Source organism: Pseudomonas sp. ABa2 (genome assembly GCF_056676075.1).
In genome coordinates this window covers 4,903,025-4,925,185 of record NZ_CM155239.1, presented here as the reverse complement: position 1 = coordinate 4,925,185, position 22,161 = coordinate 4,903,025, and the positions used below count along the sequence as shown (strand labels likewise).

Sequence of the window (22,161 nt, the reverse complement as noted above, 5' to 3'; positions counted from 1 at the left end):
ATGCATATTCCCTGTGGTTCGCACCTCCTGCTCAGCCGTACAGCGACGGCCGCGGGCCCTGGCCGCTGAGCAGCCAGTGGCCGAGGTCGCGCACCTTGTAGTCGACGGGGTCGTGCAGGCTGTGCACCCGCACGTTGCGCCAGAAGCGGTCGAAGCCGTAGCGCGAGCTGGTGGCGCGGGCGCCCATGGCCTCGAAGACCTGACTGGTGATCTCCAGCGCGGCGCGCACCGCCAGCACCTTGGCCTCGCTGATGGCCAGCGCCACCTCGGCGCGCTCGGCGGCGGTCAGCGCCGGCTTTTCCCAGGCGCTCTGCAGGCGCTGGGCAGCATGCTCGGCCAAGGGCAGGGCGCTGCGGTAGCGCAGCCATAGCTCGCCGTAACGCTGCTGGATGAACGGATCGTCGCTGGCCTGCGCCACCCCCGAGGCCGGCCAGGCGCGGCTGTGTTCGCGGGTGTAGCGCAGCGCCGCGTCCAGCGCACCTTGGGCGTTGCCCAGGTAGAGCTGGGTGAGGATCAGCTGCGACAGGCAGGCGCGCAGGGTGGTGCGCGGGCTGGCGCCGACCGGGCCGAGCAGCTCGCTGGCGTCGACGAACACCTGCTCGAACTGCACCGTGCCGCTGTCGGTCTGGCGCTGGCCGAAGCCGTCCCAGTCGGCGTTGATCGCCAGGCCGTCGCGCTGGCTGGGCAGGACGATGAACACCCGATCCTCCGGGTTCTTGCCGCGTGGCGCGCTGACCACCAGGGCATCGGCGCCGAGCGCGCCGGAGCAGAACGACTTGCTGCCGTTGAGCTCGTAATGCTCCTCGCGCCGGCTGAGCGTCAGGCCAGTGTCGCGGCCGTTGGTGGCGTTGCCCCAGAACCAGCGCTGCTGCACCGTGCGGGTCAGCCAGTGGCGCTGCTGCTCGGGGCTGCCGAACAGCAGAATGGTCGCCACCTGCAGGTGCTGGAAGGCGAACAGGTGGGCCAGCGAACTGTCCACCGCCGCCAGGTAGCGCACGATGCGGTAGATCTCCGGCCACACCAGGCCCTGGCCGCCGTACTGCTGCGGCACGGCCAGGCTCAGCAGGCCGCTGTCGCGCAGCAGCTCGCGTTCGGCCGGCGCGCTGCCACCGGCGCGATCCCGCTCCACCGCGCTGGCGGCCAGACGCCGGGCCAGGCGCTCGACCCTGGCCGTACGGCTGCCGAAATCCACGGGGAACAGGTGCGCGGCGAACAGTGGCTCGTCGCGCAGGCTGGGATGCAGGCGGGCCTGGGCGCTCATTTGGGGCTCCAGATGCTCACGTCGCGGGCATCCACCGACTTGGGCAGCAGGCTGGCATTGAAGAAGGCATCGGCGATCTTCTGCTGCTCGGCGAGGCTGCCCGGCTGCACCAGGCGCACTCGGTAGCTGCGCTTGGCGTTGGCCTGTTCGACGATGGCCGGGTCGAGGTTGCCCCACAGCGGGCCGAGGATTTCAGCCGCCTGGCGCGGGTTGGCGCGCAGCCAGTCGCCGCTCTTCACCAGCTCGGCGAACACGGTCTGCAGCACCTGCGGGTGGCGCTTGGCGAAGGTGGCGCTGGTCAGGTAATAGCGCTGGTAGTCGGCCAGGCCCTGGCCGTCGGCGAGGATGCGCGTCGGCAGCTGCTGCTGGGCGCCGCTGAGGAAGGGTTCCCAGGTGACCCAGGCGTCCACCTTGCGGTTCTCGAAGGCGGCGCGGCCGTCGGCCGGGGTCAGGTAGGCCGGTTCGATATCGCCGAATTTCAGCCCGGCCTGGGCCAGCGCGGCGATCAGCAGGTAATGCACGCCGGCCGCCTTGGTCACGGCGACCTTCTTGCCCTTGAGGTCGGCCAGGGTTTTGATCGGCGAGTCCTCGCGCACGATGATCGCCTGCGCGCGCGGCGAGGGCGCTTCCTGGGCGAAGTAGGCGAGGTCGGCGCCGGCCGCCTGGGCGAACACCGGCACGGTGTCGGCGACATCGGCGGACAGGTCGATATTGCCGACGTTGAGCGCCTCCAGCAGCGGCTGGCCGTTGGGGAATTCATGCCAGCTGACGGCAATGTCCTGATCGGCGAGCGCCTTTTCCAGGGTGCCCTGGCTCTTCAGCAGGCTGATCAGCGTGGAGGATTTCTGGTAGCCGATGCGCAGTTGCTCGGCGGCATCGGCCAGTGGCGCGGCAAGCAGGCCGATGGCCAGGGAGGCGGCGATCAGTGTGCTGCGCTTGGAATGGGTGTTGGACATGGCGGCTCTCGCTACGAACACGTGCCGGCCATGGGGGGCGGCGGATCACGCGTACTTCAGTTTTAGGGAAAGAAGTCCGGTGATCCGGTGAGGAGAAGCTAGACGATCTAAAAAACCAGCAATAAATAATTTTTAGGAATTAGCTTAGGAGCAGCGCGCAGGCCGGCCCGGGACGCCGGCCGCTCGTAGTGCAGCCAGCAGTCCGCCTTTTGCTTGCGGCAGCTTTCTCCCCGATGCCGCGAAGCGTTCACGGCGTACTGCTATGCGAACGGATCGCCGCCCGGTACGCCCTACGGCCTTCACTTCGCCCCTTCATATGTCTTTTTGTTACTACAAGATAAAAAATAATTCTTTTTAGGGATTAGCAATCGTCTCGTAGATTAGCCACCAGCCGACAGCGGACCACCGCATCGGGCCCGAACCAGGGGCTCTTATTGCCAATCCGCCGAGGCCAGCGCCAAGTACGCTGTCCTGCCGAGCCCCTGTGCAGTGCCATACCGATAACAGCACACACAGCACCTGGAGCATCGAGCATGAACAAGTCCAATCTGGCGCTGGCCGTCGCCCTGGCCGCACTGGCCAGCGAAGCGACTGCCGCCGGTTTCATCGAAGACAGCAAGGCCAGCATCGGCCTGCGCAACTTCTATTACGACCTCAACACCAAGAACACCGCCAACAACAACGGCGAGGCCAGCGAGTGGGGCCAGGGCTTTATCTTCAACTACAGCTCCGGCTTCACCGAGGGCACCCTCGGCTTCGGCCTCGATGCCATCGGCCTGCTGGGGGTGAAGCTGGACTCCGGCGGCACCGCGAGCAAGGCCGGCCGCGAGCGCACCCCCGGCCAGCTGTTCCCGCTCGATAGCGACGGCAGCGCCGTGGACGATTACAGCAAGGCCGGGGTGACCGCCAAGGTGCGCCTGTCCAAGACCGAGGCACGCCTCGGCACCCTGCTGCCGAAGCTGCCGGTGGTGACCTTCAACGACGGTCGCCTGCTGCCGCAGACCTTCGAAGGCGGGCAGATCACCTCCAACGAGATCGACGGCCTGACCCTGACCGCCGGCCAGCTGGAAAGCACCAAGACCCGCAGCTCCACCGACGACATCGCCCTGCGTATCGCCGGGGCCAGCGGTGACGCCGACAGCAACAAGTTCTACTTCGCCGGCGGCGACTACAAGCTGAGCAAGGACCTGACGCTGCAGTACTACTACGGCAACCTGGAAGACTTCTACAAACAGCACTTCCTCGGCCTGGTGCACAGCTGGGCCATCGGCCCGGGTTCGCTGAAGAGCGACCTGCGCTACTTCGACAGCGGTTCCGACGGCAAGAACGGCAGCGCCGCCGGTCGCGCCGACGGCTACCGCAGCGCCGGCTTCTGGCGTGCTGGCGACAGCAGCACCGGCGAGGTCGACAACCAGACCTGGAGCGCCCTGTTCACCTACAGCCTGGGCAGCCACTTCGCCAGCCTGGGTTACCAGCAGGTCGAAGGCGACAGCGCCTTCCCCTTCCTCAACCAGGGTGGCGGCTCTTCGTCCTACCTGATCACCGACCGCCAGATCGGCAAGTTCCAGAACGCCGGCGAGCGTACCTGGCTGGCCGAGTACGGCTACGACTTCGCCAAGCTCGGCGTGCCGGGCCTCAAGGCCAGCGTCGCTTACCTCAAGGGCGACAACGTCGATTCCGCCACGGGCGATCTGAAGGAATGGGAGCGCGATTTCCGTCTCGACTACGCCCTGCAGGACGGCCCGCTCAAGGGGCTCGGCCTGTCCTGGCGCAACGCGACCCAGCGCGGCAACGTCACCACCGATGCTGACGAGAACCGCCTGATCCTGAGCTACACCCTGACCCTGCTGTAACCCAGCTGCGACATCTCCTGACCGGCCCGCCAACGGGCCGGCAACGAACTCTTCAAGGTGGAGTACTTTTCGGGCCAGATGGCCCGATTTTTTTGGGCGTCTTTCAGGCGCGTAGGTTGGGCTGAGCGCAGCGAAGCCCAACAGGGCCGGAATGGGCCGGAATGGGGGGAGGCGTTGGGCTTCGTCGCTACGCTTCTCAACCCAACCTACGCGCTGGCCGCGGAAGGAAAATGACCACTGTGGCCTGGAGCGGCCAGGCGGCGGCTGCCGTAGCGCGTCGGCTTGAGCGAGGGGTTAGGCAGCACCTCGCGCCGCCTCGTACGCTTGCCGGGTTTGGACCATATAGATGGCCGGTCCATCCGGCGTTGTGATGCGGCCTTGCTGCACAAAGCCAGCCTTCTCATAGCAGCGGATGGCTCGATGGTTCTCCGGTGCCGGGTCCGTTTGAATCTTGGTCACGGCAGGATCAGAGAAGAGCTGCCGCACCAGCGCCCGCACAAGCGCAGTCCCGAGACCCTTGTTCAAGTCCGTCGGGTTTGCAAGAGATTGGTCGATTCCTCGAACGCCTGGGTCACTCTCGTCTTCCCACCAGCCATCACCACTGCCCATGGCGATGTAAGACTGCGCAAACCCGATAGGCTCGTTCCCCAGCATTGCGATATACGGTGTCACGGCTTCTTCAGCAAGGACGCGCGGCAGATAGTGCAGCCGGACCTCCTCCAAGCTGGGGCGTGCTTCCTCTCCACCCCACCACTCGACGATGTGTGGACGGTTGAGCCAGTCGTGAAGCATGCCCAAGTCCGCCTCGGTCATGAGGCGGAGAGTAACTTCAGACTTGGTGGAGTGCACGGTGATTGTCCTGTGCTGCCTAACGTTTGGTTAAGGGGCGGGCTTTAGCCCGTCCCAGTGAGCGCAGCGAACGGTTTGAACCACTAGTTAGGCGCTATTTTCCGCAATTTCATTAATTGCCTCTCTGATCAAAGACTCTGAATCTGAAAAAGACTTAATCCCTTCGCTGCATAGATGTATTTCATCTGATGCCCAGTGCAGTAACTCACAAGCCCGGCCTCTTGAAATTAACGCCAATCGATAACAATAAAGCCCGAACTCATCAAGGTCAGCTGTCCTGTTTAGTATTTCCAGAATCAGCCGCGCGAGGCGGGATATTTCCACTTCACTTGCTTCGTTACGAATAAAGTCTAGTTCTTGGGGGCTAACTGGTATATCACCTAACGCAAGATCAATAACAAAGCTGGGCGGCTCATCTGTGCTAAGTATTTTTTCATCTGCCCATGCGGTCAATTCCGCCATAGATACTGCCCCGATGCGGTTCGCAAGGATTAGGAATCTTGATTCACAGAGTAGTATGTTCATAGTGCCTAACGTTTAAGCTAAGGGGTGGGCTTTAGCCCGTCCCAGTGAGCGAAGCGAACGATTTGAGCACATAGTTAGGTATCTGCTCCGCGTTGCATGCGTGCCTTGCGCCAGTGCTCAAGAAGCTCAGTATTGCCAGAGGCTACCTCGATGAGCATTTGAAGTGACAAGACAGAGCCAGGGACAATGCCTTCCTCATCAATTTCCTGACTATCGATATCTGGGTTGATAGCGATTTCAAGATTTACAATCCACCATACTTCTACCTTGCGTAATAGTTCTACAAGCTCTTCGAATTGAGTTTCGTGCTTCGATTCAACTTGCCCGGTTACCACCTCGAATAGTTGATGTGCCAGTAGGTTTCTAGTTTTCTTTAGGCACTCATATTTCTCTAGGTCCGTACTGTCAATTGCACCGCTTTCATGCAGCCACTCAAGTGATGCATAGAGTGGGCTCTTGTTCCGGGATATGACTTTGCTTTGGTATTCGGAGCTAATAATTGGTCCGTTTTCATCCCAGCCATTTGTGTAGAAATTTCGGAGGTGATCGACCACAGAGTTTTTTAATATCTCGAATGTGGTGATAAACATTGTCGCCAAGAAAAGAGAGGGCCTGACTACGTCAGGGTCTAGAAATCGTTCCCAGCGTTCGGAGGTGGTTTCCATCAGGTACCTAACGGTTAAGCTAACAGGCGAGCAAAAGCGCAGCTTTTGCGAGTCCAGTGAGCGAAGCGAGCGGTGTTGAGCGTATTGTTATCTGAATACTTTGCTGCCAAATTGATCGTGATCATACATAAAGGCTTCGATTAGCTTTGAGTTTTCTGCTTTTTCTGGGTTATTTCTGATGTATTCATCAAAACTGTCTTTATGTTTTTCCGGTATTTTATCGTAAGCATCTGAAACTGCCTTGGCCTTTTCTATGATGTAATTTATAAAACCATCGGGCCACCAATATTTTCTGGGGCTAATTTGTCCGTGCTTAATGGCTATTCTGCTTGAGCGCATCTTGTTAAGGCTCTTTGCCTTAACGGCTCCGAGAATAATGAAGCGGGGCAGTTTTGTGTATATGAATAGATCTGTTGAATTGCCAATAATGTCCATTGACATTGTGCGCAAGAAATATCTATTTATATTTGGCGGCAATCCTGTCTCTGTTGTGGATTCAATTCGCTCTAGCGGAAATACATGTTGCTCGTATTGATTAAGGTTTGTCTCTTCGCCAAGAAGAAATTTCCGTAAATGATGCTCGGCGTCATCTAAGGACTTGTTATATTCTTCTGATTTTTGCTCGCTATCGTTTTTGCTGCGAATGTATGTAAGCGTTCGCCAAGATAGCGAGGCGCATAATTTTGGCATCCACTCATCATAAGTTGCTACGGAGACGCCTTGGTCTGCGAATGGGTAAAAAATCTTGTTCGCAAACTCTCGCTCCCACTGTGAAAATAGCGCTTCACAATCTCCGCAAAGCCAATGCTCTTTCGCGATATCCTGAGCGCGCTTATTGACTTCGTTGCTTTCTCTAATGTAGCCGGTAATGCCAGTTTTCTTGACCCACTTGCCAATGAACTTAGGGATAAAGTGGCTTTCTTTCAGTACCGCTTCTGAATGACAAAGGCGACATGTTCCTTGCACTTTGGTCTCCTAGCTCAGATAACGATTAAGCTAAGGGGCCGGCTTCGCCGGTCCCAGTGAGTGAAACGAGCGATTTGAGCGCATTGTTAGAGGATGCCTCGCTGTTTTTGATAAACGTGTATCCCAAGAGAGCCAAAAGCTACGGTTAGCGAGCTGAACATAAGTATAAAGGCTGCAAGGCAACCAAGATCCCAAGGGTCACCTTTTACGCTGCGTACTTCTGAAGGGTCAGGGGCAGTCGATGTGTATATTTTTTCTGTATACATTATGAGGCCTTTGTTTTTGGCTTCTTGTATAACCACATTTCTTTCTCTATCAATTGTTCTGTGCTCGAAATCAATATCGAGTGCAAATGTTCGTATTCCGACAAAGGTGAATAATGCAAGGACTGCTAGTGTGGCTGCAGTGGTTGAAATTTTCCTCGCAACATCTAGAGATGCTAATTTGTCTTGGTATGCGGTAAGTAGCAACAGCGAAAATGCAGCTATGACGCTGCCGAACGCTGGATAAAGCTCGGCTATTTTTGAGTTCTCCACGGCAATTGGTAGCTTCAGAATTGCGGCAGCGCCAGGAAATAAAACTGTAACAGCAGTAAGAACTCCCCAAAGAGATGTTAAGAAGTTTACAAGGCGCATCATGGGGAACTTCCTCTAACGTTTGGTTAAGGGGCCGGCTTTAGCCGGTCCCGAGTGAGCGAAGCGAGCGACTTGAACCAGTTGTTAGGCTTGGCCACTACTCGGTGCCGCCATAATTTTTCATTGCCCCAAGCTGTACTGCGGTGACTACCGATAATAGGCTGGTTCCAATCATTAAGCCTTTTCTTTCTTTATAGGTATGAAATATTCCTACTAAGCGAGTAAGAGACCAATCGTTTGAAAGCTCATGGCTGGCAGGCCAAGAAAATATTCCACCACCACTTACACCCCGTGGGCTAAGCGGGTTCATTTTTTTACCATCGATTGGGGAGATGGCGTTTTTTTTACGGAATCGAACGATTATGCTGGAGTCACTAGTTAAATCTAGTTCATTGTATGTTTCGGTTGTGGCCGAAAGTCCGCGATAGGATGCAAGCTCTGAGCTAAAAACATCACCATTTTGGCGTGATTTACTTGCTGGGTAGCCGCAAATTGAGTACATACTTAACTCAGTTGCGTTGTGGATAATTTCGCATCTTGACTGATGTAAAGGCTTGAAGTGGGCAAGTAAACTTCGGGCGAAGGTTGAGTCTAGCCTGAAATAAGCTATATCTACTGTGTCTTCCGATCTTTTGCTTTCAGGCAACAAGTCCACATATGCCATGTATCCTTCAACTGCAGATATGCCGTTTGCGGTCGGGGCCATCAAGCTCCCGTACTCAGTTATATCTGTAACGTGTGCTGCGGTGAAAAGAAACGGGGCACCTTGAAACTCTACAAAGATACCAGTTCCAACCTGCTCAACTTTTCCTGAGCTTATGTGCTCTACAAAGATAGGGACAAGAGAGTCGTGTGGGTCGACAGCGTACATATAGAGCCTAACGTTTGGTTAAGGGGCCGGCTTTAGCCGGTCCCGAGTGAGCGAAGCGAACGACTTGAACCGATTGTTAGATGCCATGCACGACTAAGCCGATGGCTGCAAATATCATGAAGACTTGAGCGCCAAGTATTTTGATTTGGTTGGTGAATCGTGTTATTTGCGTGTTTGGTTTTGGTTCCTTTTGGGAACCTTGATTCCAGCTTTTGATTATTTCATCTCTATAGGGTTTTGGTAGTGATAAAAGATAGTGGGCTGCAACCTTGGCTGTATCTGTGTTTTCTTGGAGATACTGGGAGGCGTCAGAGACTTTTTCTTTTGAATGCATTGCAGTAATTTTAGATTGCGCTTCTTCTGCAGCCTTATCAACGATTTTTAATGCACTTATTTGGACGGCAAGAATTTTCTGCGTAAGACCAAGCAAAATTGATAGGGCCAAAATGACTATGAAGCTCTTGGTGTACCCTTGGCCGATGTTGGAAATCAAACTTTCCAGGCTGGATATTGAAAGTGCAATTGATGCTGCTGCGCCCCCAGTTAGCCAGGTAGAAAATTTATCAAGCTCAGGGCTTGGTGAGGTGGTTGCATCAATAATTGCGTTTAGGGAGCGCTTTTCAAGGTCTTGTAAGTTATTGTCTGGCACTTAGCCCTCCTTGGTATCTAACGTTTGGTTAAGGGGCGGGCTTTAGCCCGTCCCAGTGAGCGAAGCGAACGGTTTGAACCAGTTGTTAGGCCTTTGTTTGATGACTTTACTGATCATAATTATGAATTGGTACTTCGTTCAGATAGTCGGTTAGCTCTTCGGCGCTGATGCCGGGAGCCCCCAGTTCTAACCAATGTTCAAACTCCGCTGAATACGATGAATGAACATATGTACCTTTGATGACTCTCTGCTGCGAAAGACCGAACTGCGCTGCGTACCTAACATGATAAATCGCCATGACCCAAGCACGGCTTTCTTCTCTGCTTGCCTTTGAGATGCCAATGCTGTGCGGTAGCGTGTAACTAGATTCGCCCTCCATCAACTCTCGCAAGTCTTCAGGCCGATTTGCTACCAACCAGCGTAGTGCCTGTTTATGTAGATGAGTCACAGCTGACTTCATGAGAGGCCTAACGATTAAGCTAAGGGGCAGGCTTTAGCCTGTCCCAGTGAGCGAAGCGAACGATTTGAGCGCCTTGTTAGGCATGATAACTCAAAACTGTAAAAGTTCTTCATTAACACAGTCGTTCAAAACACCTGAAATTTCCTTGCCGATAATTGCTAATACATTTGATATGTCACTGTTTCTTGGGTCAACGACACCACCAAAAGCAAATGCGATAATTTCTTTGCCTGTGAGTGTTATTTGATCTGGGGCTGTGGATTGAATAGCAAGTCTTGCATCACAACGCGACAGTTTAAGAAATAGTTCGTTTTCTTCGCTCAAGCCTGCCCATTCTGCGAACTCTTTGTTTTCTTCTGGAACCCATTCTGGATCGTTTTCGATTTGAATTATAAACGGTGTTGGAGTTAGGACTATTAGCTGAGGTATGACTATGCCGCAGTCGCTCCACTCGGTAGGCATGGTTTTCCAGCTTGTATTTTGCTAAATGAGTGTGCCAAGCAATTGAAGCTCTAAATTGGTCTTGCTTGATTCATAGCAGATGTGGGCTGAAGTAATCATTCGAAGAGTGCCTAACGTTTGGTTAAGGGGCGGGCTTTAGCCCGTCCCAGTGAGCGTAGCGAACGATTTGAACCACTAGTTAGGCCGAGAGATTGGTAGTACATGACTTCCCCGCTCTGTTCTTAATTAGCTCAAGGCAACGATACGCAAGCTCTGAGTTCGTATTTGCCAGCCTGGAAAGCACCTCTCTCATTTCGGCTTCGTCTACAAACGGAAACACCTCCAAATGAAGCGCAATACGTAATTTACGGTTGTCTTTGCCCTCGCGAAGCCAATCTTCAACGGCGCGTGTGATGCTCGCGCCGTTATCGTTAGTGCGCCAAGCGAGTAAGTCAAACAGGCCGCAGACTACCTCGTAGGGCACAGAGCGAGGAATTTCGCTAAACAAGCGGTCTGCCAAACCACCATCGCCAAACTCCTCAACTAACGTGAATAAGGCTTCTTCATCAAGCGATTTCCAGGTGCCATCGTCTCGGCTGAGGCAAATCGTATCGATTGCGCGTGCTACCAGTGGATGCATTAGTGGCCTAACGTTTGGTTAAGGGGCGGGCTTTAGCCCGTCCTAGTGAGCGAAGCGAGCGATTTGAACCAATTGTTATGCGATTTCACGGAACCACTTTAAGTTCAATTTTGGCACCATCTGGAAGTTGCTCAATTTGCTTGCCGAGGTCACCAGAGAACCTAACAATTTCTAGTAACGGTGCTACCTTAACGTTTGAGCCACCATACTCACCGCCTAAAGCACCTGGAATTACCATGTGGTATTTATACCCTGGCTCTAACTTTCCGAGTGTTTTCTCAGCTTCTAAGACCATAGCTGACATAAACCAGTCCTCGAGGAATTCTTCATTTTTAATGAGGGCGTTGTACTCTTCGATTGATTCAGCTACAACCTCACAATAAACATCTTCAGGACATAGGCGCCAAAACCTGTCACTGAAGTCTTTCACGATTAGATTACCAAACTCGTTTTCTATAACGATTTCTTGGGGATCAATACCTACCCAGCCCCAAGCATTTTTGATTTCGTTAAGTATGCTCATATTTTTAATTTCGCATAACGATAAGCTAAGGGGCGGCGGAACGCCGTCCCAGCGAACGGAGTGAGCGATTTGAGCGACTTGTTATGCTCGCTCATTTTTTTAACTGCTCTGATGCGTGCCAAAGCTGGTTATAGGCGGCTATTGAGTCTTCGCATTCTTTAAAGAAAGTTTCCTGCGATTTACCAAGTCTTGCAAACTCGGTACGCCAGAAACGTTCAATAAACTCACTCCCGCCAGACATCTTAGTGGATGACTGAAAGGCAGCCATCTGCTGCATTACACCGCAAACGCCAGTCATTTTTGACACCAAGAGCATGTCTTGCAAAGAAGACTCTTCGTTTGCGTGTGCCGAGCTGGCGAGCCCCAAAATAATGAAGAGGAACTGAAGTGTTTTCATGGAGAGGCTCCGATCAGGCATAACGTTTGGTTAAGGGGCCGGCTTTAGCCGGTCCCGCAGTGAGCGAAGCGAACGACTTGAACCATTTGTTAGGCCGTTACGCAAAAAGGTTTGGGTCACGGAATTGGATGCATATGTGGTCGCGAACAGATTCAGGGCGACCCCAAATATCGTTCAGAGCGAATTTCTTGCCGAACACTGTTATAGCTAAACCTTCAGCGGTGCGTTCACCGGAGTTTTCGGGGGCAATGATTACTGCTAGAGACATGCCTACGATGTAGCTAATGGGTAGATTCCAGTGATCCTTTCCTATTTGTAGCCCACCTTCGATATTGAAGGTCAGCCGTGGGTCTAACTCCCCCTCGTGTGCAATTGGGGTGCGGCCAAAATTATATAGGGCATCGTGAAACGATACCCCGTCAAAGCTGCAGCCCTTGAAGACATTGCCAGTTGCTATGGCTGTAATTAACACCTCTTCATCTTGAAGAAATGCTTTTATACGTTTTCCAACGCCATCTTTGGGGCGACGTTTCTTGGCTGTTTTATCTATTGCGGGGAATAAATTTACCAGGGCTCCCTCGCAGTCTTGAGACCCTAGCCGCTCTATACATTGCTGGAGGCGGCGACTAACTCCACTTGGTGCATTCATGTTTTAGGCCTAACGTTTGGTTAAGGGGCGGGCTTTAGCCCGTCCCGAGTGAGCGCAGCGAACGGCTTTGAACCAATTGTTAGAGGAATATCCTCTTGCCTAATCTCGATTGGCCCTGCAATTTTGATTTTTTCTAGCGCGTCATTCAGTAGTTCATTTCTTTTTATGGCAAAAACATCTTGAATGTAAATGCTGCTTAAACACTGGGTTAATGAACTCCAGATTACAGCTTTAGGTGTTTTTATTAGAAGGTTAACGCCTTCAATAATTTCGTTTTTTGATGAAATTCTTTCTAGACGGAGGTTTAAGGCAGAATGGAGGCTTTTCTGTTTTTCTTTGGTTAGGCTTGAGAAATATTTTTCCAGAGAAAATGTTACATTCGATGCGTTGTGCACAAGCATATTCCTGAGCTCCGAGAGCTCGGATATAAATCGCCTTTCTGCTTTACTTAGCAGTTTGAGGGCCGAGATAAAGGCGGTTTTTCCACATTTCTTATTGCTCATATCGAGATGCGCAAATATGTCGCCGAGTTCGTACTTGCCAAAGTAATGGCAAAGCATATCTGCACACGCGGATTCCAATAATGCGTGCGACTTGATGATGAGAGACCAATCATCTTCATTGATGAGGCTGTCGATGAATCCTTTAGGAAGGCCGAAAGCTTCCTCAAGAGCAGCAAGGTCATCGATGCCTTGTTTCATCGTCACGCGTAATTCCTCTAACGATTAAGCTAAGGGGCGGGCTTTAGCCCGTCCCAGCGAACGAAGTGAGCGATTTGAGCGCATAGTTAGCCTCTTAGGTACGCAATATATGTTTCGCTAACTGGGAGTGCGATTGCTACAGTTGCCCACAGGATTGGGAGGTCGTACTCAATAAACTGTAGGTCTGTGGTTGCGTATTTTAAATATGTGGATATTTCTAGCGCAAAAACTGCCATAAGTGAGATGTTAACGGACCTTGGCTCTTGATGACCGTTGTTGTTTGCAATGTATGTGATGTTTCTTTTAAAGATGCCGCGCTTTATTGTTGGGTAGCCTTTTTGGACTTCCATGAACTGTGGGTCATGAGCTTTTATATGGCTCAGTATTTTTTCACGCTTTGCTATGTATTTTTCTGTGGCTAGCGTGTGGCTGGGGTTGTGGTTCTTGTGCAAATGATTAAATCTAATTAACTCGTAAAACATGGCTAACCAGATAAAGTAGCTTAATATTTCCGGCCTGCTCAGGGTTACCGCCATTCCGGGTGCGTTGATAGCGTTTATCTCGGCACCCGCTAGCCAAAATATTATCAGGACGCTGCAGGCTATCAGTAAGTTACGTCTGCATTTTGATAGTTCTTCGCTCACGCGCAGATTTCCATTAAGGGGCTAACGTTTGGTTAAGGGGCGGGCTTTAGCCCGTCCCAGAGAGCGAAGCGAACGATTTGAACCAGTTGTTAGAGGGTGGCAAGTTCGCGGAGCTTCTTTCCTAAATTCTGCATTTCTTCACGAGTGTACCCAACAAGTGTGGGCATTTCCCAGTCGTAAAATTTGGTATCTGATGTTGCTTGAAATACTAAATTGCTCAGTGCCGCTAGTTCTTGATTTGTGAAGATGCCTGCATATACGGCTTTCACCGCTTCTGCCATTGGCTCGGTGATATTGTTAATAACACTCGTGGCAATAACGACATCACCTTTTTCTTCGGATTTAACCAGTGCTTCGGCTATCGCGTCTTTGATGCTTTGAGTGGAGTCGGCCATGACAACCTCTAACTATTAATTAGGCGACACGGCTGTCGCGTTTGCCCACGACAGCTGTCGCATAACCTTCCTTGTCGTCCTGCAAGTCCTTGTCTGGCCTGAAGATGCTCGCGGCAAACGCGACAGCGCTCAGGGAGAAACGCGACAGGGATGACGGCAAGCCCAAGCTGCTGGATCGACTGCACCAGCAGATTCACGCCCGAAACTAGTCCATCCATAGCGAGCCTGTCCATGACGGGTGGGCGAAATGCCATTGCGCCTGCGTCGCTATCGGTATCCGCCTGGAAGGGCGGGGGGCGAGGCCTCCCTTACCACCCACAGAATCTGTTGGCAGTCCTGTGGATAAACTGCGCAAAAGCCGCTGCCGGCCAGCGTTCAGGCGGGCTGGCGGGGGCCGTGCAGTTTTTGTTCAAGGGCATCTCATAGGGGTTATCGCCAGGCGCTATATCCTTGTGGATCAATGCCTTGCTCCGAGTTTTCAACAGTGGCGGGTGGCCATGAGGCCGTCCGCGCGCTCATGCACAGAATCTGGGGAAAGTGCTGTGGATAAGATGCGGGAAAACCGCGCCGGGCCAGGCGGCATCGGGGCTGCGCGGCGCTGGTGATTTTCCGTGCAGGGTCATGCTTGTGGCATAGCGAGCGGCTATAGTGATCGGCCGATTTTTACCCCGTGGAGTGCATTCGATGTCCGATGCTGGTGAGCGACCCGCCCCCGTCAGTCTGCTGCAGGCCTTCTGGTTCTGGCTCAAGCTGGGGCTGATCAGCTTCGGCGGGCCGGCCGGGCAGATCGCGATCATGCACCAGGAGCTGGTGGAGAAGCGCCGCTGGCTGTCCGAGCGGCGTTTTCTGCATGCGCTGAACTACTGCATGTTGCTGCCCGGGCCAGAGGCGCAGCAGTTGGCCACCTATATCGGCTGGCTGCTGCACCGCACCTGGGGCGGGGTGATCGCCGGGGTGCTGTTCGTGCTGCCGTCGCTGCTGATCCTGATCGTCCTGTCCTGGGTCTATATCGCCTTCGGCGACGTGCCGCTGGTGGCCGGGATCTTCTACGGCATCAAGCCGGCGGTGACCGCCATCGTGGTGCAGGCGGCCTGGCGCATCGGCGGCCGGGCGCTGAAGAATCGCTGGCTGTGGGCGATTGCCGCGGCGGCCTTCGTCGCCATCTTCGTGCTGCAGCTGCCGTTCCCGCTGATCGTGCTCGGCGCCGCGCTGCTCGGTTATCTCGGCGGGCGCCTGGCGCCGCAGCATTTCGCCGTCGGCGGCGGCCACGGTGCGGCGGACAAGTCCTATGGCGCGGCGCTGATCGACGACGACACGCCACCGCCGGCGCATACCCGCTTTCGTTGGCCGCGCCTGGCGCTGATCCTGCTGGTGGGCGCTGCGCTGTGGCTGCTGCCGATGGGTCTACTCACCGCGCTGTTCGGCTGGGACGGCAGCCTGACGCAGATGGGCTGGTTCTTCACCAAGGCCGCGCTGCTCACCTTCGGCGGCGCCTACGCGGTGCTGCCCTACGTCTACCAGGGCGCCATCGGCCATTACGGCTGGGTGACGCCGACGCAGATGATCGACGGCCTGGCCCTGGGCGAGACCACACCGGGGCCGCTGATCATGGTGGTGGCCTTCGTCGCCTTCGTCGGCGCCTATGGGCAGCCGGTGTTCGGCGCCGATTCGGCCTTCGCCAGTGGCGCGCTGGCGGCCTGCCTGGTCACCTGGTTCACCTTCCTGCCGTCGTTTCTGTTCATCCTCGCCGGCGGGCCGCTGGTGGAGTCGACCCACGGCGAGCTGAAATTCACCGCACCGCTGACCGGCATCACCGCGGCGGTGGTCGGGGTGGTCCTCAACCTGGCGCTGTTCTTCGGTTACCACGTGCTCTGGCCGGAGGGTTTCGCCGGCCGCTTCGACTGGCCTTCGGCGCTGATCGCCCTGGGCGCGGCGCTGGCCCTGTTCATGTTCAAGCGCGGGGTGATCGAGACCATCGCCGGTTGCGCCCTGGTCGGCCTGGCGGTGCATCTGCTGCTATAGGGTCAATGCCAGGCGCAGCCGGTCCCTGTGCTGCAGGCCGTGCTCGAACAGCGGCTCGGGGTAGTGGGTGAGGAAGTAATCCGGCTCCACCGCCACCACGCGAAAGCCGGCGCGCTGGTAGAAGGTCAGCTGGTGGCCGAAACTGCCGGTGCCCAGCTCCAGGCGCCGTGCGCCCAGTAGTCGGGACTGGGTGATGGCGTCGTCCAGCAGCAGGCGGCCGATGCCCTGGCCCTGGTGCTCGGGCGCCACGGCGATGTTCATCAGCTCCCAGGTGTCGGCCGTCAGCGCTTTGAGCAGGTAGACGCCGACGGTTGTTCGGCCCAGGCGTGCCACCACGCAGTGGCAGTCGTGCAGATAGCCGGCGATGGTCTCTGTGCTGGGATCGGCTTCCAGCAAAAGGTGCATCGGCGCCTGGTCCCCGGGGACGCTGTGCAGGCTCGGGTTGGGCATGGGGCGGTTCCATCCGTTTCGTTTAAATAGCTTTAAGTTATAAATAAATTTTTATTTATTCTTTTTGTTTCTCTGCGTTCCTCAGCATAGTGAGCCCCACGCAAGCCACTGGCACAGGAGCGCCACCATGAGTATTCGTCTGGGCGACATCGCCCCCGACTTCGAACAGGATTCCAGCGCAGGCCCCATTCGTTTCCACGACTGGCTGGGCGACAGCTGGGGCATCCTCTTCTCCCACCCGGCCGACTTCACGCCGGTGTGCACCACCGAACTGGGCTTTACCGCCAAGCTCAAGGACGAATTCGCCCAGCGCGGGGTCAAGGCCATCGCCCTGTCGGTCGACCCGGTGGATTCGCACCTCAAATGGATCGACGACATCAACGAGACGCAGCACACCGCGGTCAACTTCCCGATCATCGCCGATGCCGACCGCAAGGTCTCGGACCTCTACGACCTGATCCACCCGAACGCCAACGACACCCTGACCGTGCGTTCGCTGTTCGTCATCGACCCGAACAAGAAGGTGCGCCTGACTATCACCTATCCGGCCAGTACCGGGCGCAACTTCCACGAGATCCTGCGCGTGGTCGATTCGCTGCAGCTGACCGACAACTACAAGGTGGCCACCCCGGCCAACTGGCAGGACGGTGACGAGGTGGTGATAGTGCCGTCGCTCAAGGACGAGGCCGAGATCGCCGAGCGCTTCCCCAGGGGCTATCGCGCCGTGAAGCCGTATCTGCGCCTGACCCCGCAGCCGAATCGCTAAGGACTGACCATGCATGTCGTGTTGCTGTCCGGCAGCCCCGCGGCGCGTTCGCGCACCGAAGTGCTGCTGGACCATGTGCGCCGGCGGCTGGAGGCGCAGCAGGTGGAAGTGAGCCTGCTGCGGGTGCGCGATTTTCCCGCCGAGGACCTGCTGCATGCGCGCGCAGGCAGCCCGGCTATCCAGCAGCTGCAGGCCGTGGTGGCCAGCGCCGATGGCCTGGTGGTCGGCACGCCGGTGTACAAGGCGTCCTTCACCGGTGCGCTGAAGGTGCTGCTGGATCTGCTGCCCGAGCGTGCCTTGGCGCACAAGGTGGTGCTGCCGCTGGCCAGTGGCGGCAGCCCGGCCCATCTGCTGGCGGTGGATTACGCGCTCAAGCCGGTGCTGGCCGCGCTCAAGGCGCAGGAAATGCTCTCCGGCGTGTTCGCCGTGGACCAGCAGATCGCCTACCCGGAAGGCGGCGAGCCTGCGCAGCTCGACGAGGAGCTGCGCGAACGCCTCGACGAGTCGGTCGAACAGCTGCTCGCCGCATTGGCGCGGCGGCCGCAACCGCTCGATCCGAAGCTGTTGAACGACCGGCTGGTAAACGCCCGCTGGAGTATTTGATCCACCCGTAATACCCCGCCTTACTCGCCCGCCAACGGGCAAGCAGGCCCACACTCAACTTGCAAAGGAGGTCGCCATGGGCGCCAACACTTTGCGTCGGAGTCTGGTCGCCCTGTTTGCCGCGGCCATTTCCTTCGGCGCCATCACTCAAGCTCAAGCCGAGACGCTGCGGATCGGTTATCAGAAATACGGCACCCTGGTGCTGCTCAAATCCAGCGGTGCGCTGGAAAAGCGCCTGGCCGCACAGGGCGTCAAGGTGCAGTGGACCGAGTTCCCGGCCGGCCCGCAGCTGCTCGAAGGGCTCAACGTGGGCTCCATCGACTTCGGCACCACGGGCGAGACGCCGCCGGTATTCGCCCAGGCCGCCGGTGCCGACCTGCTCTACGTGGCGTTCGAGCCGCCGGCGCCGCTCAGCGAGGCGATTCTGCTGCCCAAGGATTCACCGATCAAAACGGTGGCCGAACTCAAGGGCAAGAAGGTCGCCCTGAACAAGGGCTCCAACGTGCATTACCTGCTGGTGCGCGCACTGGAGGAAGCCGGTCTGAGCATCACCGATATCACGCCCGTGTACCTGCCGCCGGCCGATGCCCGCGCCGCCTTCGAGCGTGGCAGCGTCGATGCCTGGGTGATCTGGGACCCCTTCCAGGCTGCCGCCGAACAGCAGCTGCAGGCCCGCACCCTGCGCGACGGCCAGGGCCTGGTGAGCAACCACCAGTTCTACCTGGCCGCGCGCCCCTTCGCCGAAAAGCACCCCGAGGTAGTGGTCGCCCTGGTGGACGAAATCCGCAAGACCGGCGAGTGGACCCGCGCCAACGTCGACCAGGCCACCGCCCAGGTTGCACCGCTGCTGGGCCTGTCCCCCGAGATCACCCGCACCGCGGTGCAGCGGCAGAGCTACGGCGCGCAGCTGATCACCGCCGAGGTGGTGAGTGCGCAGCAGAAGATCGCCGACACCTTTAGCGAGCTGAAGCTGATCCCCAAGCGCCTGAGCATTGCCGAGGTGATCTGGCGGCAGCCGGCCAAGGTCGCCCAGGCGCAATAGAACCCTCACCCCCAGCCCCTCTCCCGGCGGGAGAGGGGAGCGAATCCAAGGAGACCCCTCCATGAGCCTCAATATCTTCTGGTTCCTGCCTACCCATGGTGATGGCAAGTACCTGGGCACCGCCGAAGGCGCGCGCGCCGTCGACCACGGCTACCTGGCGCAGATCGCCCAGGCCGCCGACCGCCTCGGCTACGGCGGCGTGCTGATCCCCACCGGGCGTTCCTGCGAGGACTCCTGGCTGGTGGCGGCCTCGCTGATCCCGGTGACGCAGACCCTGAAGTTCCTGGTCGCCCTGCGCCCGGGGATCATTTCGCCGACCGTGGCCGCGCGCCAGGCGGCGACCCTGGATCGCCTGTCGAACGGCCGCGCGCTGTTCAACCTGGTGACCGGCGGCGACCCGGACGAGCTGGCCGGCGATGGCCTGCACCTGTCGCATGCCGAGCGCTATGAGGCGTCGGTCGAGTTCACCCGCATCTGGCGCCGCGTGCTGGAAGGCGAAACCGTCGACTACGCCGGCCAGCACATCCAGGTCAAGGGCGCCAAGCTGCTCTACCCGCCGATCCAGCAGCCGCGTCCGCCGCTGTATTTCGGCGGTTCCTCCGACGCGGCGCAGGACCTGGCCGCCGAGCAGGTCGAGCTGTACCTGACCTGGGGCGAGCCGCCGGCCGCGGTGGCCGAGAAGATCGCCCAGGTGCGCGAGAAGGCGGCCAGGCAGGGCCGTGAAGTGCGCTTCGGCATTCGCCTGCACGTGATAGTGCGCGAGACCAACGAGGAAGCCTGGGCCGCGGCGGATCGCCTGATCAGCCATCTGGATCAGGACACCATCGACCGCGCCCAGGCCTCGCTGGCGCGTTTCGACTCGGTCGGCCAGCAGCGCATGGCCGCCCTGCACGGCGGCAAGACGGACAACCTGGAGGTGTCGCCGAACCTCTGGGCCGGTGTCGGCCTGGTGCGCGGCGGCGCCGGCACCGCGCTGGTCGGCGATGGCCCGACCGTGGCGGCGCGGGTGAAGGAGTATGCCGAGCTGGGCATCGACACCTTCATCTTCTCCGGCTACCCGCATCTGGAAGAGTCGTACCGCGTCGCCGAACTGCTGTTCCCGCACCTGGACGTGGCCCAGCCGCAGCGTCCGGAGAGTCGCGGCTACGTCAGCCCGTTCGGCGAAATGATCTCCAGCGACATTCTGCCGAGGGCGGCTTCGGCGAGCTGAAAAGCATCCCGCTCGCTCCCACGGCGGTCCGCAAATGCAATCCGGGAACAGAAACACAGGATTCTTCGAGGCAACCATGAGCAACACGACCCTTAACACATTGGCCCTGCGCGCCGCGCCCTGGGCCCTGCCGCTGGGACTGCTGGCCGCCTGGCAGCTGGCGGTGGCCGGCGGCTGGCTGTCCAGCCGCATCCTGCCGGCGCCCAGCGCGGGGCTCGCCGCCGGCTGGGCGCTGCTGGCCTCCGGCGAAATCTGGCAGCACCTGGCGATCAGCGGCCAGCGCGCCGGCATCGGCTTCGCCATCGGCGGCGGCATCGGCCTGCTGCTGGGCTTTATCACCGGCCTGTCGAAATGGGGGGAGCGCTTTCTCGACAGCTCGGTGCAGATGATCCGCAACGTGCCGCACCTGGCGCTGATCCCGCTGGTGATCCTCTGGTTCGGCATCGACGAGGCGGCCAAGGTGTTCCTGGTCGCGCTCGGCACCCTGTTCCCCATCTACCTCAACACCTACCACGGCATCCGCAACGTCGACCCGGCGCTGGTGGAGATGGCGCGCAGCTATGGCCTGTCCGGCTTCGCCCTGTTCCGCCAGGTGATCCTGCCCGGTGCGCTGCCGTCGATCCTGGTCGGCGTGCGCTTCGCCCTGGGCTTTATGTGGCTCACGCTGATCGTGGCGGAAACCATCTCCGCCAGCAGCGGCATCGGCTACCTGGCGATGAACGCCCGCGAGTTCCTGCAGACCGACGTGGTGGTGCTGGCGATCCTGCTTTATGCGCTGCTCGGCAAGCTGGCCGACGTCGCGGCCAGGGGCCTGGAGCGCGTGTGGCTGCGTTGGCACCCGGCCTACCAGGCCAAGGCAGGTGGGCAATGACCGCACTGCACAGCATCCGCCAGGGCATCCCCCTGGCGATCGAGAAGATCGAGAAATCCTTCGGCGAGCGTCGGGTGCTCAAGGGCATCGACCTGCATATCCCGGCCGGCCAGTTCGTCGCCGTGGTCGGTCGCAGCGGCTGCGGCAAGAGCACGCTGCTGCGCCTGCTGGCCGGGTTGGATCAGCCCAGCGGCGGTCAGCTGCTGGCCGGCAGCGGTGCGCTCAACGCGGTGCGCGAGGACATCCGCCTGATGTTCCAGGACGCCCGCCTGCTGCCCTGGAAGCGGGTGATCGACAACGTCGGCCTGGGCCTGTCCGGCAACTGGCGTCAGCAGGCCGAGGAAGCCCTGGCCGCGGTCGGCCTGGCCGACCGCGCGGGTGAGTGGCCGGCGGCGCTGTCCGGTGGGCAGAAGCAGCGCGTGGCGCTGGCCCGGGCGCTGATCCATCGCCCGCGCCTGCTGCTGCTCGACGAGCCGCTGGGCGCGCTGGATGCGCTTACCCGCATCGAGATGCAGCAACTGATCGAACGTCTGTGGCAGCAGCATGGCTTCACCGTGCTGCTGGTCACCCACGACGTCGCCGAGGCGGTGGCCGTGGCGGATCGGGTGATCCTGATCGAGGACGGCCAGATCGGCCTCGACCTGGATGTGCAACTGCTGCGTCCGCGCCCGCACGGCTCGCCGCTGCTGGCCGCGCTGGAAGCGCGCGTGCTCGACCGGGTACTGGCGCAGCCGGAGCTGCCGACACCGCCCGACCCCCTATCACCCCTGCCCACGCAATTGCGCTGGGCACTGTGAAGCCGTAGCCCGGACTCTGTCCGGGGCGGCCCCAAGACTCCCCCGGAGTGCATCCGGGCTACATCAGTCGACCATCAGGAGCAATACCATGACCATCAAAGCCATCAACGTGCGTAACCAGTTCAAGGGCAGCATCAAGGAGATCGTCATCGGCGACGTGCTGTCGGAAATCGACGTGCAGACCGCCGCCGGCATCGTCACCTCGGTGATCACCACCCGCTCGGTGCGCGAGCTGGAACTGCAGGTGGGCAGCGAGGTGATCGCCTTCGTCAAATCCACCGAGGTGTCCATCGCCAAGCTCTGAGGGCCCGTGCCGGGCG

The 22,161-nt window shown here is 58.0% G+C and carries 28 protein-coding genes; 9 read left to right on the top strand and 19 right to left on the bottom strand.

Annotation, left to right across the window (positions count from 1 at the left end; genetic code table 11):
* Positions 1-31: 31 nt before the first annotated feature.
* Both AC1G9C_RS23720 and AC1G9C_RS23715 read right to left on the bottom strand, forming a co-directional pair.
* On the bottom strand, positions 32-1,261 hold the full coding sequence (locus AC1G9C_RS23720) for an acyl-CoA dehydrogenase family protein (RefSeq protein ID WP_480408980.1): 1,230 nt from the start codon (positions 1,259-1,261) through the stop codon (positions 32-34).
* Positions 1,258-2,217 carry an aliphatic sulfonate ABC transporter substrate-binding protein gene (locus AC1G9C_RS23715; protein ID WP_397498728.1) on the bottom strand — a complete coding sequence of 320 codons (960 nt, stop codon included), beginning with the start codon at positions 2,215-2,217 and terminating at the stop codon, positions 1,258-1,260. Before AC1G9C_RS23715 ends, AC1G9C_RS23720 begins: the two co-directional genes overlap by 4 nt.
* 533 nt (positions 2,218-2,750) lie before the next feature.
* Here AC1G9C_RS23715 and AC1G9C_RS23710 point away from each other — a divergent pair.
* Positions 2,751-4,070, top strand: a complete 1,320-nt coding sequence (locus AC1G9C_RS23710) for an OprD family porin (RefSeq protein WP_480408979.1) — start codon at positions 2,751-2,753, stop codon at positions 4,068-4,070.
* A gap of 294 nt (positions 4,071-4,364) precedes the next feature.
* Here the strand turns inward: AC1G9C_RS23710 and AC1G9C_RS23705 are convergent, their stop codons facing one another.
* From AC1G9C_RS23705 to AC1G9C_RS23630, 16 genes are all read right to left on the bottom strand, one after another.
* Positions 4,365-4,883, bottom strand: a complete 519-nt coding sequence (locus AC1G9C_RS23705; protein ID WP_021445973.1) for an AacA4 family aminoglycoside N(6')-acetyltransferase — start codon at positions 4,881-4,883, stop codon at positions 4,365-4,367.
* Positions 4,884-5,006: 123 nt separating this feature from the next.
* The gene (locus tag AC1G9C_RS23700; protein ID WP_480408978.1) at positions 5,007-5,444 is read right to left on the bottom strand and encodes a hypothetical protein; all 438 of its coding nucleotides are present in this window, start codon (positions 5,442-5,444) and stop codon (positions 5,007-5,009) included.
* 74 nt (positions 5,445-5,518) lie between these two features.
* Positions 5,519-6,109 (bottom strand): hypothetical protein, encoded by a 591-nt coding sequence (locus AC1G9C_RS23695; RefSeq protein WP_480408977.1) that lies wholly within the window; start codon positions 6,107-6,109, stop codon positions 5,519-5,521.
* A gap of 87 nt (positions 6,110-6,196) precedes the next feature.
* A complete protein-coding gene (locus AC1G9C_RS23690; RefSeq protein WP_480408976.1) occupies positions 6,197-7,075 on the bottom strand; it encodes a hypothetical protein in 879 nt (292 codons plus the stop codon).
* A gap of 86 nt (positions 7,076-7,161) precedes the next feature.
* Positions 7,162-7,713, bottom strand: coding sequence for a hypothetical protein (locus AC1G9C_RS23685; protein ID WP_480408975.1), 552 nt, complete (start codon positions 7,711-7,713; stop codon positions 7,162-7,164).
* 94 nt (positions 7,714-7,807) lie between these two features.
* Positions 7,808-8,581, bottom strand: coding sequence for a hypothetical protein (locus AC1G9C_RS23680; RefSeq protein ID WP_480408974.1), 774 nt, complete (start codon positions 8,579-8,581; stop codon positions 7,808-7,810).
* Between the two features lie 76 nt (positions 8,582-8,657).
* Positions 8,658-9,230 (bottom strand): hypothetical protein, encoded by a 573-nt coding sequence (locus AC1G9C_RS23675; RefSeq protein ID WP_480408973.1) that lies wholly within the window; start codon positions 9,228-9,230, stop codon positions 8,658-8,660.
* 106 nt (positions 9,231-9,336) lie between these two features.
* Positions 9,337-9,678, bottom strand: a complete 342-nt coding sequence (locus AC1G9C_RS23670) for a hypothetical protein (protein ID WP_480408972.1) — start codon at positions 9,676-9,678, stop codon at positions 9,337-9,339.
* A 102-nt stretch (positions 9,679-9,780) separates the two neighbouring features.
* On the bottom strand, positions 9,781-10,152 hold the full coding sequence (locus tag AC1G9C_RS23665; RefSeq protein ID WP_480408971.1) for a hypothetical protein: 372 nt from the start codon (positions 10,150-10,152) through the stop codon (positions 9,781-9,783).
* A gap of 178 nt (positions 10,153-10,330) precedes the next feature.
* Positions 10,331-10,771, bottom strand: coding sequence for a hypothetical protein (locus AC1G9C_RS23660; protein ID WP_480408970.1), 441 nt, complete (start codon positions 10,769-10,771; stop codon positions 10,331-10,333).
* Positions 10,772-10,856: 85 nt separating this feature from the next.
* On the bottom strand, positions 10,857-11,294 hold the full coding sequence (locus AC1G9C_RS23655) for a T6SS immunity protein Tdi1 domain-containing protein (protein WP_480408969.1): 438 nt from the start codon (positions 11,292-11,294) through the stop codon (positions 10,857-10,859).
* Between the two features lie 91 nt (positions 11,295-11,385).
* Positions 11,386-11,691: a hypothetical protein gene (locus tag AC1G9C_RS23650; protein ID WP_480408968.1), complete on the bottom strand. Its 306-nt coding sequence runs from the start codon at positions 11,689-11,691 to the stop codon at positions 11,386-11,388.
* A gap of 97 nt (positions 11,692-11,788) precedes the next feature.
* Positions 11,789-12,340 (bottom strand): hypothetical protein, encoded by a 552-nt coding sequence (locus AC1G9C_RS23645; RefSeq protein ID WP_480408967.1) that lies wholly within the window; start codon positions 12,338-12,340, stop codon positions 11,789-11,791.
* 20 nt (positions 12,341-12,360) lie between these two features.
* Positions 12,361-13,047: a hypothetical protein gene (locus AC1G9C_RS23640; protein ID WP_480408966.1), complete on the bottom strand. Its 687-nt coding sequence runs from the start codon at positions 13,045-13,047 to the stop codon at positions 12,361-12,363.
* 80 nt (positions 13,048-13,127) lie between these two features.
* Positions 13,128-13,685, bottom strand: a complete 558-nt coding sequence (locus AC1G9C_RS23635; protein ID WP_480408965.1) for a hypothetical protein — start codon at positions 13,683-13,685, stop codon at positions 13,128-13,130.
* A gap of 89 nt (positions 13,686-13,774) precedes the next feature.
* Positions 13,775-14,080, bottom strand: a complete 306-nt coding sequence (locus AC1G9C_RS23630) for a hypothetical protein (protein ID WP_480408964.1) — start codon at positions 14,078-14,080, stop codon at positions 13,775-13,777.
* 684 nt (positions 14,081-14,764) lie between these two features.
* On the opposite strand from AC1G9C_RS23630, the gene chrA reads away from it, so the two are divergent.
* The gene (gene chrA, locus AC1G9C_RS23625) at positions 14,765-16,102 is read left to right on the top strand and encodes a chromate efflux transporter (protein ID WP_122109286.1); all 1,338 of its coding nucleotides are present in this window, start codon (positions 14,765-14,767) and stop codon (positions 16,100-16,102) included.
* Here chrA and AC1G9C_RS23620 read toward each other — a convergent pair.
* Positions 16,097-16,552 (bottom strand): GNAT family N-acetyltransferase, encoded by a 456-nt coding sequence (locus AC1G9C_RS23620; RefSeq protein ID WP_480408963.1) that lies wholly within the window; start codon positions 16,550-16,552, stop codon positions 16,097-16,099. The two genes, chrA and AC1G9C_RS23620, sit on opposite strands and share 6 nt — an antisense overlap.
* Before the next feature lie 127 nt (positions 16,553-16,679).
* Between AC1G9C_RS23620 and AC1G9C_RS23615 the strand changes: the two genes are divergently transcribed.
* From AC1G9C_RS23615 to AC1G9C_RS23585, 7 genes are all read left to right on the top strand, one after another.
* Positions 16,680-17,318, top strand: a complete 639-nt coding sequence (locus AC1G9C_RS23615; RefSeq protein WP_480408962.1) for a peroxiredoxin — start codon at positions 16,680-16,682, stop codon at positions 17,316-17,318.
* A 9-nt stretch (positions 17,319-17,327) separates the two neighbouring features.
* Positions 17,328-17,921 carry an NADPH-dependent FMN reductase gene (gene ssuE, locus AC1G9C_RS23610; RefSeq protein WP_021445967.1) on the top strand — a complete coding sequence of 198 codons (594 nt, stop codon included), beginning with the start codon at positions 17,328-17,330 and terminating at the stop codon, positions 17,919-17,921.
* Between the two features lie 76 nt (positions 17,922-17,997).
* Positions 17,998-18,963, top strand: coding sequence for a sulfonate ABC transporter substrate-binding protein (locus AC1G9C_RS23605; protein ID WP_480408961.1), 966 nt, complete (start codon positions 17,998-18,000; stop codon positions 18,961-18,963).
* Positions 18,964-19,024: 61 nt separating this feature from the next.
* On the top strand, positions 19,025-20,173 hold the full coding sequence (ssuD, locus tag AC1G9C_RS23600; RefSeq protein WP_480408960.1) for an FMNH2-dependent alkanesulfonate monooxygenase: 1,149 nt from the start codon (positions 19,025-19,027) through the stop codon (positions 20,171-20,173).
* 76 nt (positions 20,174-20,249) lie between these two features.
* Entirely contained in the window at positions 20,250-21,044 is a 795-nt protein-coding gene (gene ssuC, locus AC1G9C_RS23595) for an aliphatic sulfonate ABC transporter permease SsuC (protein WP_480408959.1), read from the top strand.
* Positions 21,041-21,841: an aliphatic sulfonates ABC transporter ATP-binding protein gene (ssuB, locus tag AC1G9C_RS23590; RefSeq protein WP_457788604.1), complete on the top strand. Its 801-nt coding sequence runs from the start codon at positions 21,041-21,043 to the stop codon at positions 21,839-21,841. Before ssuC ends, ssuB begins: the two co-directional genes overlap by 4 nt.
* A gap of 88 nt (positions 21,842-21,929) precedes the next feature.
* On the top strand, positions 21,930-22,145 hold the full coding sequence (locus AC1G9C_RS23585; RefSeq protein ID WP_003242436.1) for a TOBE domain-containing protein: 216 nt from the start codon (positions 21,930-21,932) through the stop codon (positions 22,143-22,145).
* Positions 22,146-22,161 lie beyond the last annotated feature (16 nt).

What these genes read in the sequence shown, in the direction of transcription:
- AC1G9C_RS23720 (WP_480408980.1), bottom strand. Translation starts at nt 1,261, where the DNA reads ATGAGCGCCCAGGCCCGCCTGCATCCCAGCCTGCGCGACGAGCCACTG.
- AC1G9C_RS23715 (WP_397498728.1), bottom strand. Translation starts at nt 2,217, where the DNA reads ATGTCCAACACCCATTCCAAGCGCAGCACACTGATCGCCGCCTCCCTG.
- AC1G9C_RS23710 (WP_480408979.1), top strand. Translation starts at nt 2,751, where the DNA reads ATGAACAAGTCCAATCTGGCGCTGGCCGTCGCCCTGGCCGCACTGGCC.
- AC1G9C_RS23705 (WP_021445973.1), bottom strand. Translation starts at nt 4,883, where the DNA reads ATGACCGAGGCGGACTTGGGCATGCTTCACGACTGGCTCAACCGTCCA.
- AC1G9C_RS23700 (WP_480408978.1), bottom strand. Translation starts at nt 5,444, where the DNA reads ATGAACATACTACTCTGTGAATCAAGATTCCTAATCCTTGCGAACCGC.
- AC1G9C_RS23695 (WP_480408977.1), bottom strand. Translation starts at nt 6,109, where the DNA reads ATGGAAACCACCTCCGAACGCTGGGAACGATTTCTAGACCCTGACGTA.
- AC1G9C_RS23685 (WP_480408975.1), bottom strand. Translation starts at nt 7,713, where the DNA reads ATGATGCGCCTTGTAAACTTCTTAACATCTCTTTGGGGAGTTCTTACT.
- AC1G9C_RS23680 (WP_480408974.1), bottom strand. Translation starts at nt 8,581, where the DNA reads ATGTACGCTGTCGACCCACACGACTCTCTTGTCCCTATCTTTGTAGAG.
- AC1G9C_RS23665 (WP_480408971.1), bottom strand. Translation starts at nt 10,152, where the DNA reads ATGCCTACCGAGTGGAGCGACTGCGGCATAGTCATACCTCAGCTAATA.
- AC1G9C_RS23660 (WP_480408970.1), bottom strand. Translation starts at nt 10,771, where the DNA reads ATGCATCCACTGGTAGCACGCGCAATCGATACGATTTGCCTCAGCCGA.
- AC1G9C_RS23655 (WP_480408969.1), bottom strand. Translation starts at nt 11,294, where the DNA reads ATGAGCATACTTAACGAAATCAAAAATGCTTGGGGCTGGGTAGGTATT.
- AC1G9C_RS23650 (WP_480408968.1), bottom strand. Translation starts at nt 11,691, where the DNA reads ATGAAAACACTTCAGTTCCTCTTCATTATTTTGGGGCTCGCCAGCTCG.
- AC1G9C_RS23645 (WP_480408967.1), bottom strand. Translation starts at nt 12,340, where the DNA reads ATGAATGCACCAAGTGGAGTTAGTCGCCGCCTCCAGCAATGTATAGAG.
- AC1G9C_RS23630 (WP_480408964.1), bottom strand. Translation starts at nt 14,080, where the DNA reads ATGGCCGACTCCACTCAAAGCATCAAAGACGCGATAGCCGAAGCACTG.
- chrA (WP_122109286.1), top strand. Translation starts at nt 14,765, where the DNA reads ATGTCCGATGCTGGTGAGCGACCCGCCCCCGTCAGTCTGCTGCAGGCC.
- AC1G9C_RS23620 (WP_480408963.1), bottom strand. Translation starts at nt 16,552, where the DNA reads ATGCCCAACCCGAGCCTGCACAGCGTCCCCGGGGACCAGGCGCCGATG.
- AC1G9C_RS23615 (WP_480408962.1), top strand. Translation starts at nt 16,680, where the DNA reads ATGAGTATTCGTCTGGGCGACATCGCCCCCGACTTCGAACAGGATTCC.
- ssuE (WP_021445967.1), top strand. Translation starts at nt 17,328, where the DNA reads ATGCATGTCGTGTTGCTGTCCGGCAGCCCCGCGGCGCGTTCGCGCACC.
- AC1G9C_RS23605 (WP_480408961.1), top strand. Translation starts at nt 17,998, where the DNA reads ATGGGCGCCAACACTTTGCGTCGGAGTCTGGTCGCCCTGTTTGCCGCG.
- ssuD (WP_480408960.1), top strand. Translation starts at nt 19,025, where the DNA reads ATGAGCCTCAATATCTTCTGGTTCCTGCCTACCCATGGTGATGGCAAG.
- ssuC (WP_480408959.1), top strand. Translation starts at nt 20,250, where the DNA reads ATGAGCAACACGACCCTTAACACATTGGCCCTGCGCGCCGCGCCCTGG.
- ssuB (WP_457788604.1), top strand. Translation starts at nt 21,041, where the DNA reads ATGACCGCACTGCACAGCATCCGCCAGGGCATCCCCCTGGCGATCGAG.
- AC1G9C_RS23585 (WP_003242436.1), top strand. Translation starts at nt 21,930, where the DNA reads ATGACCATCAAAGCCATCAACGTGCGTAACCAGTTCAAGGGCAGCATC.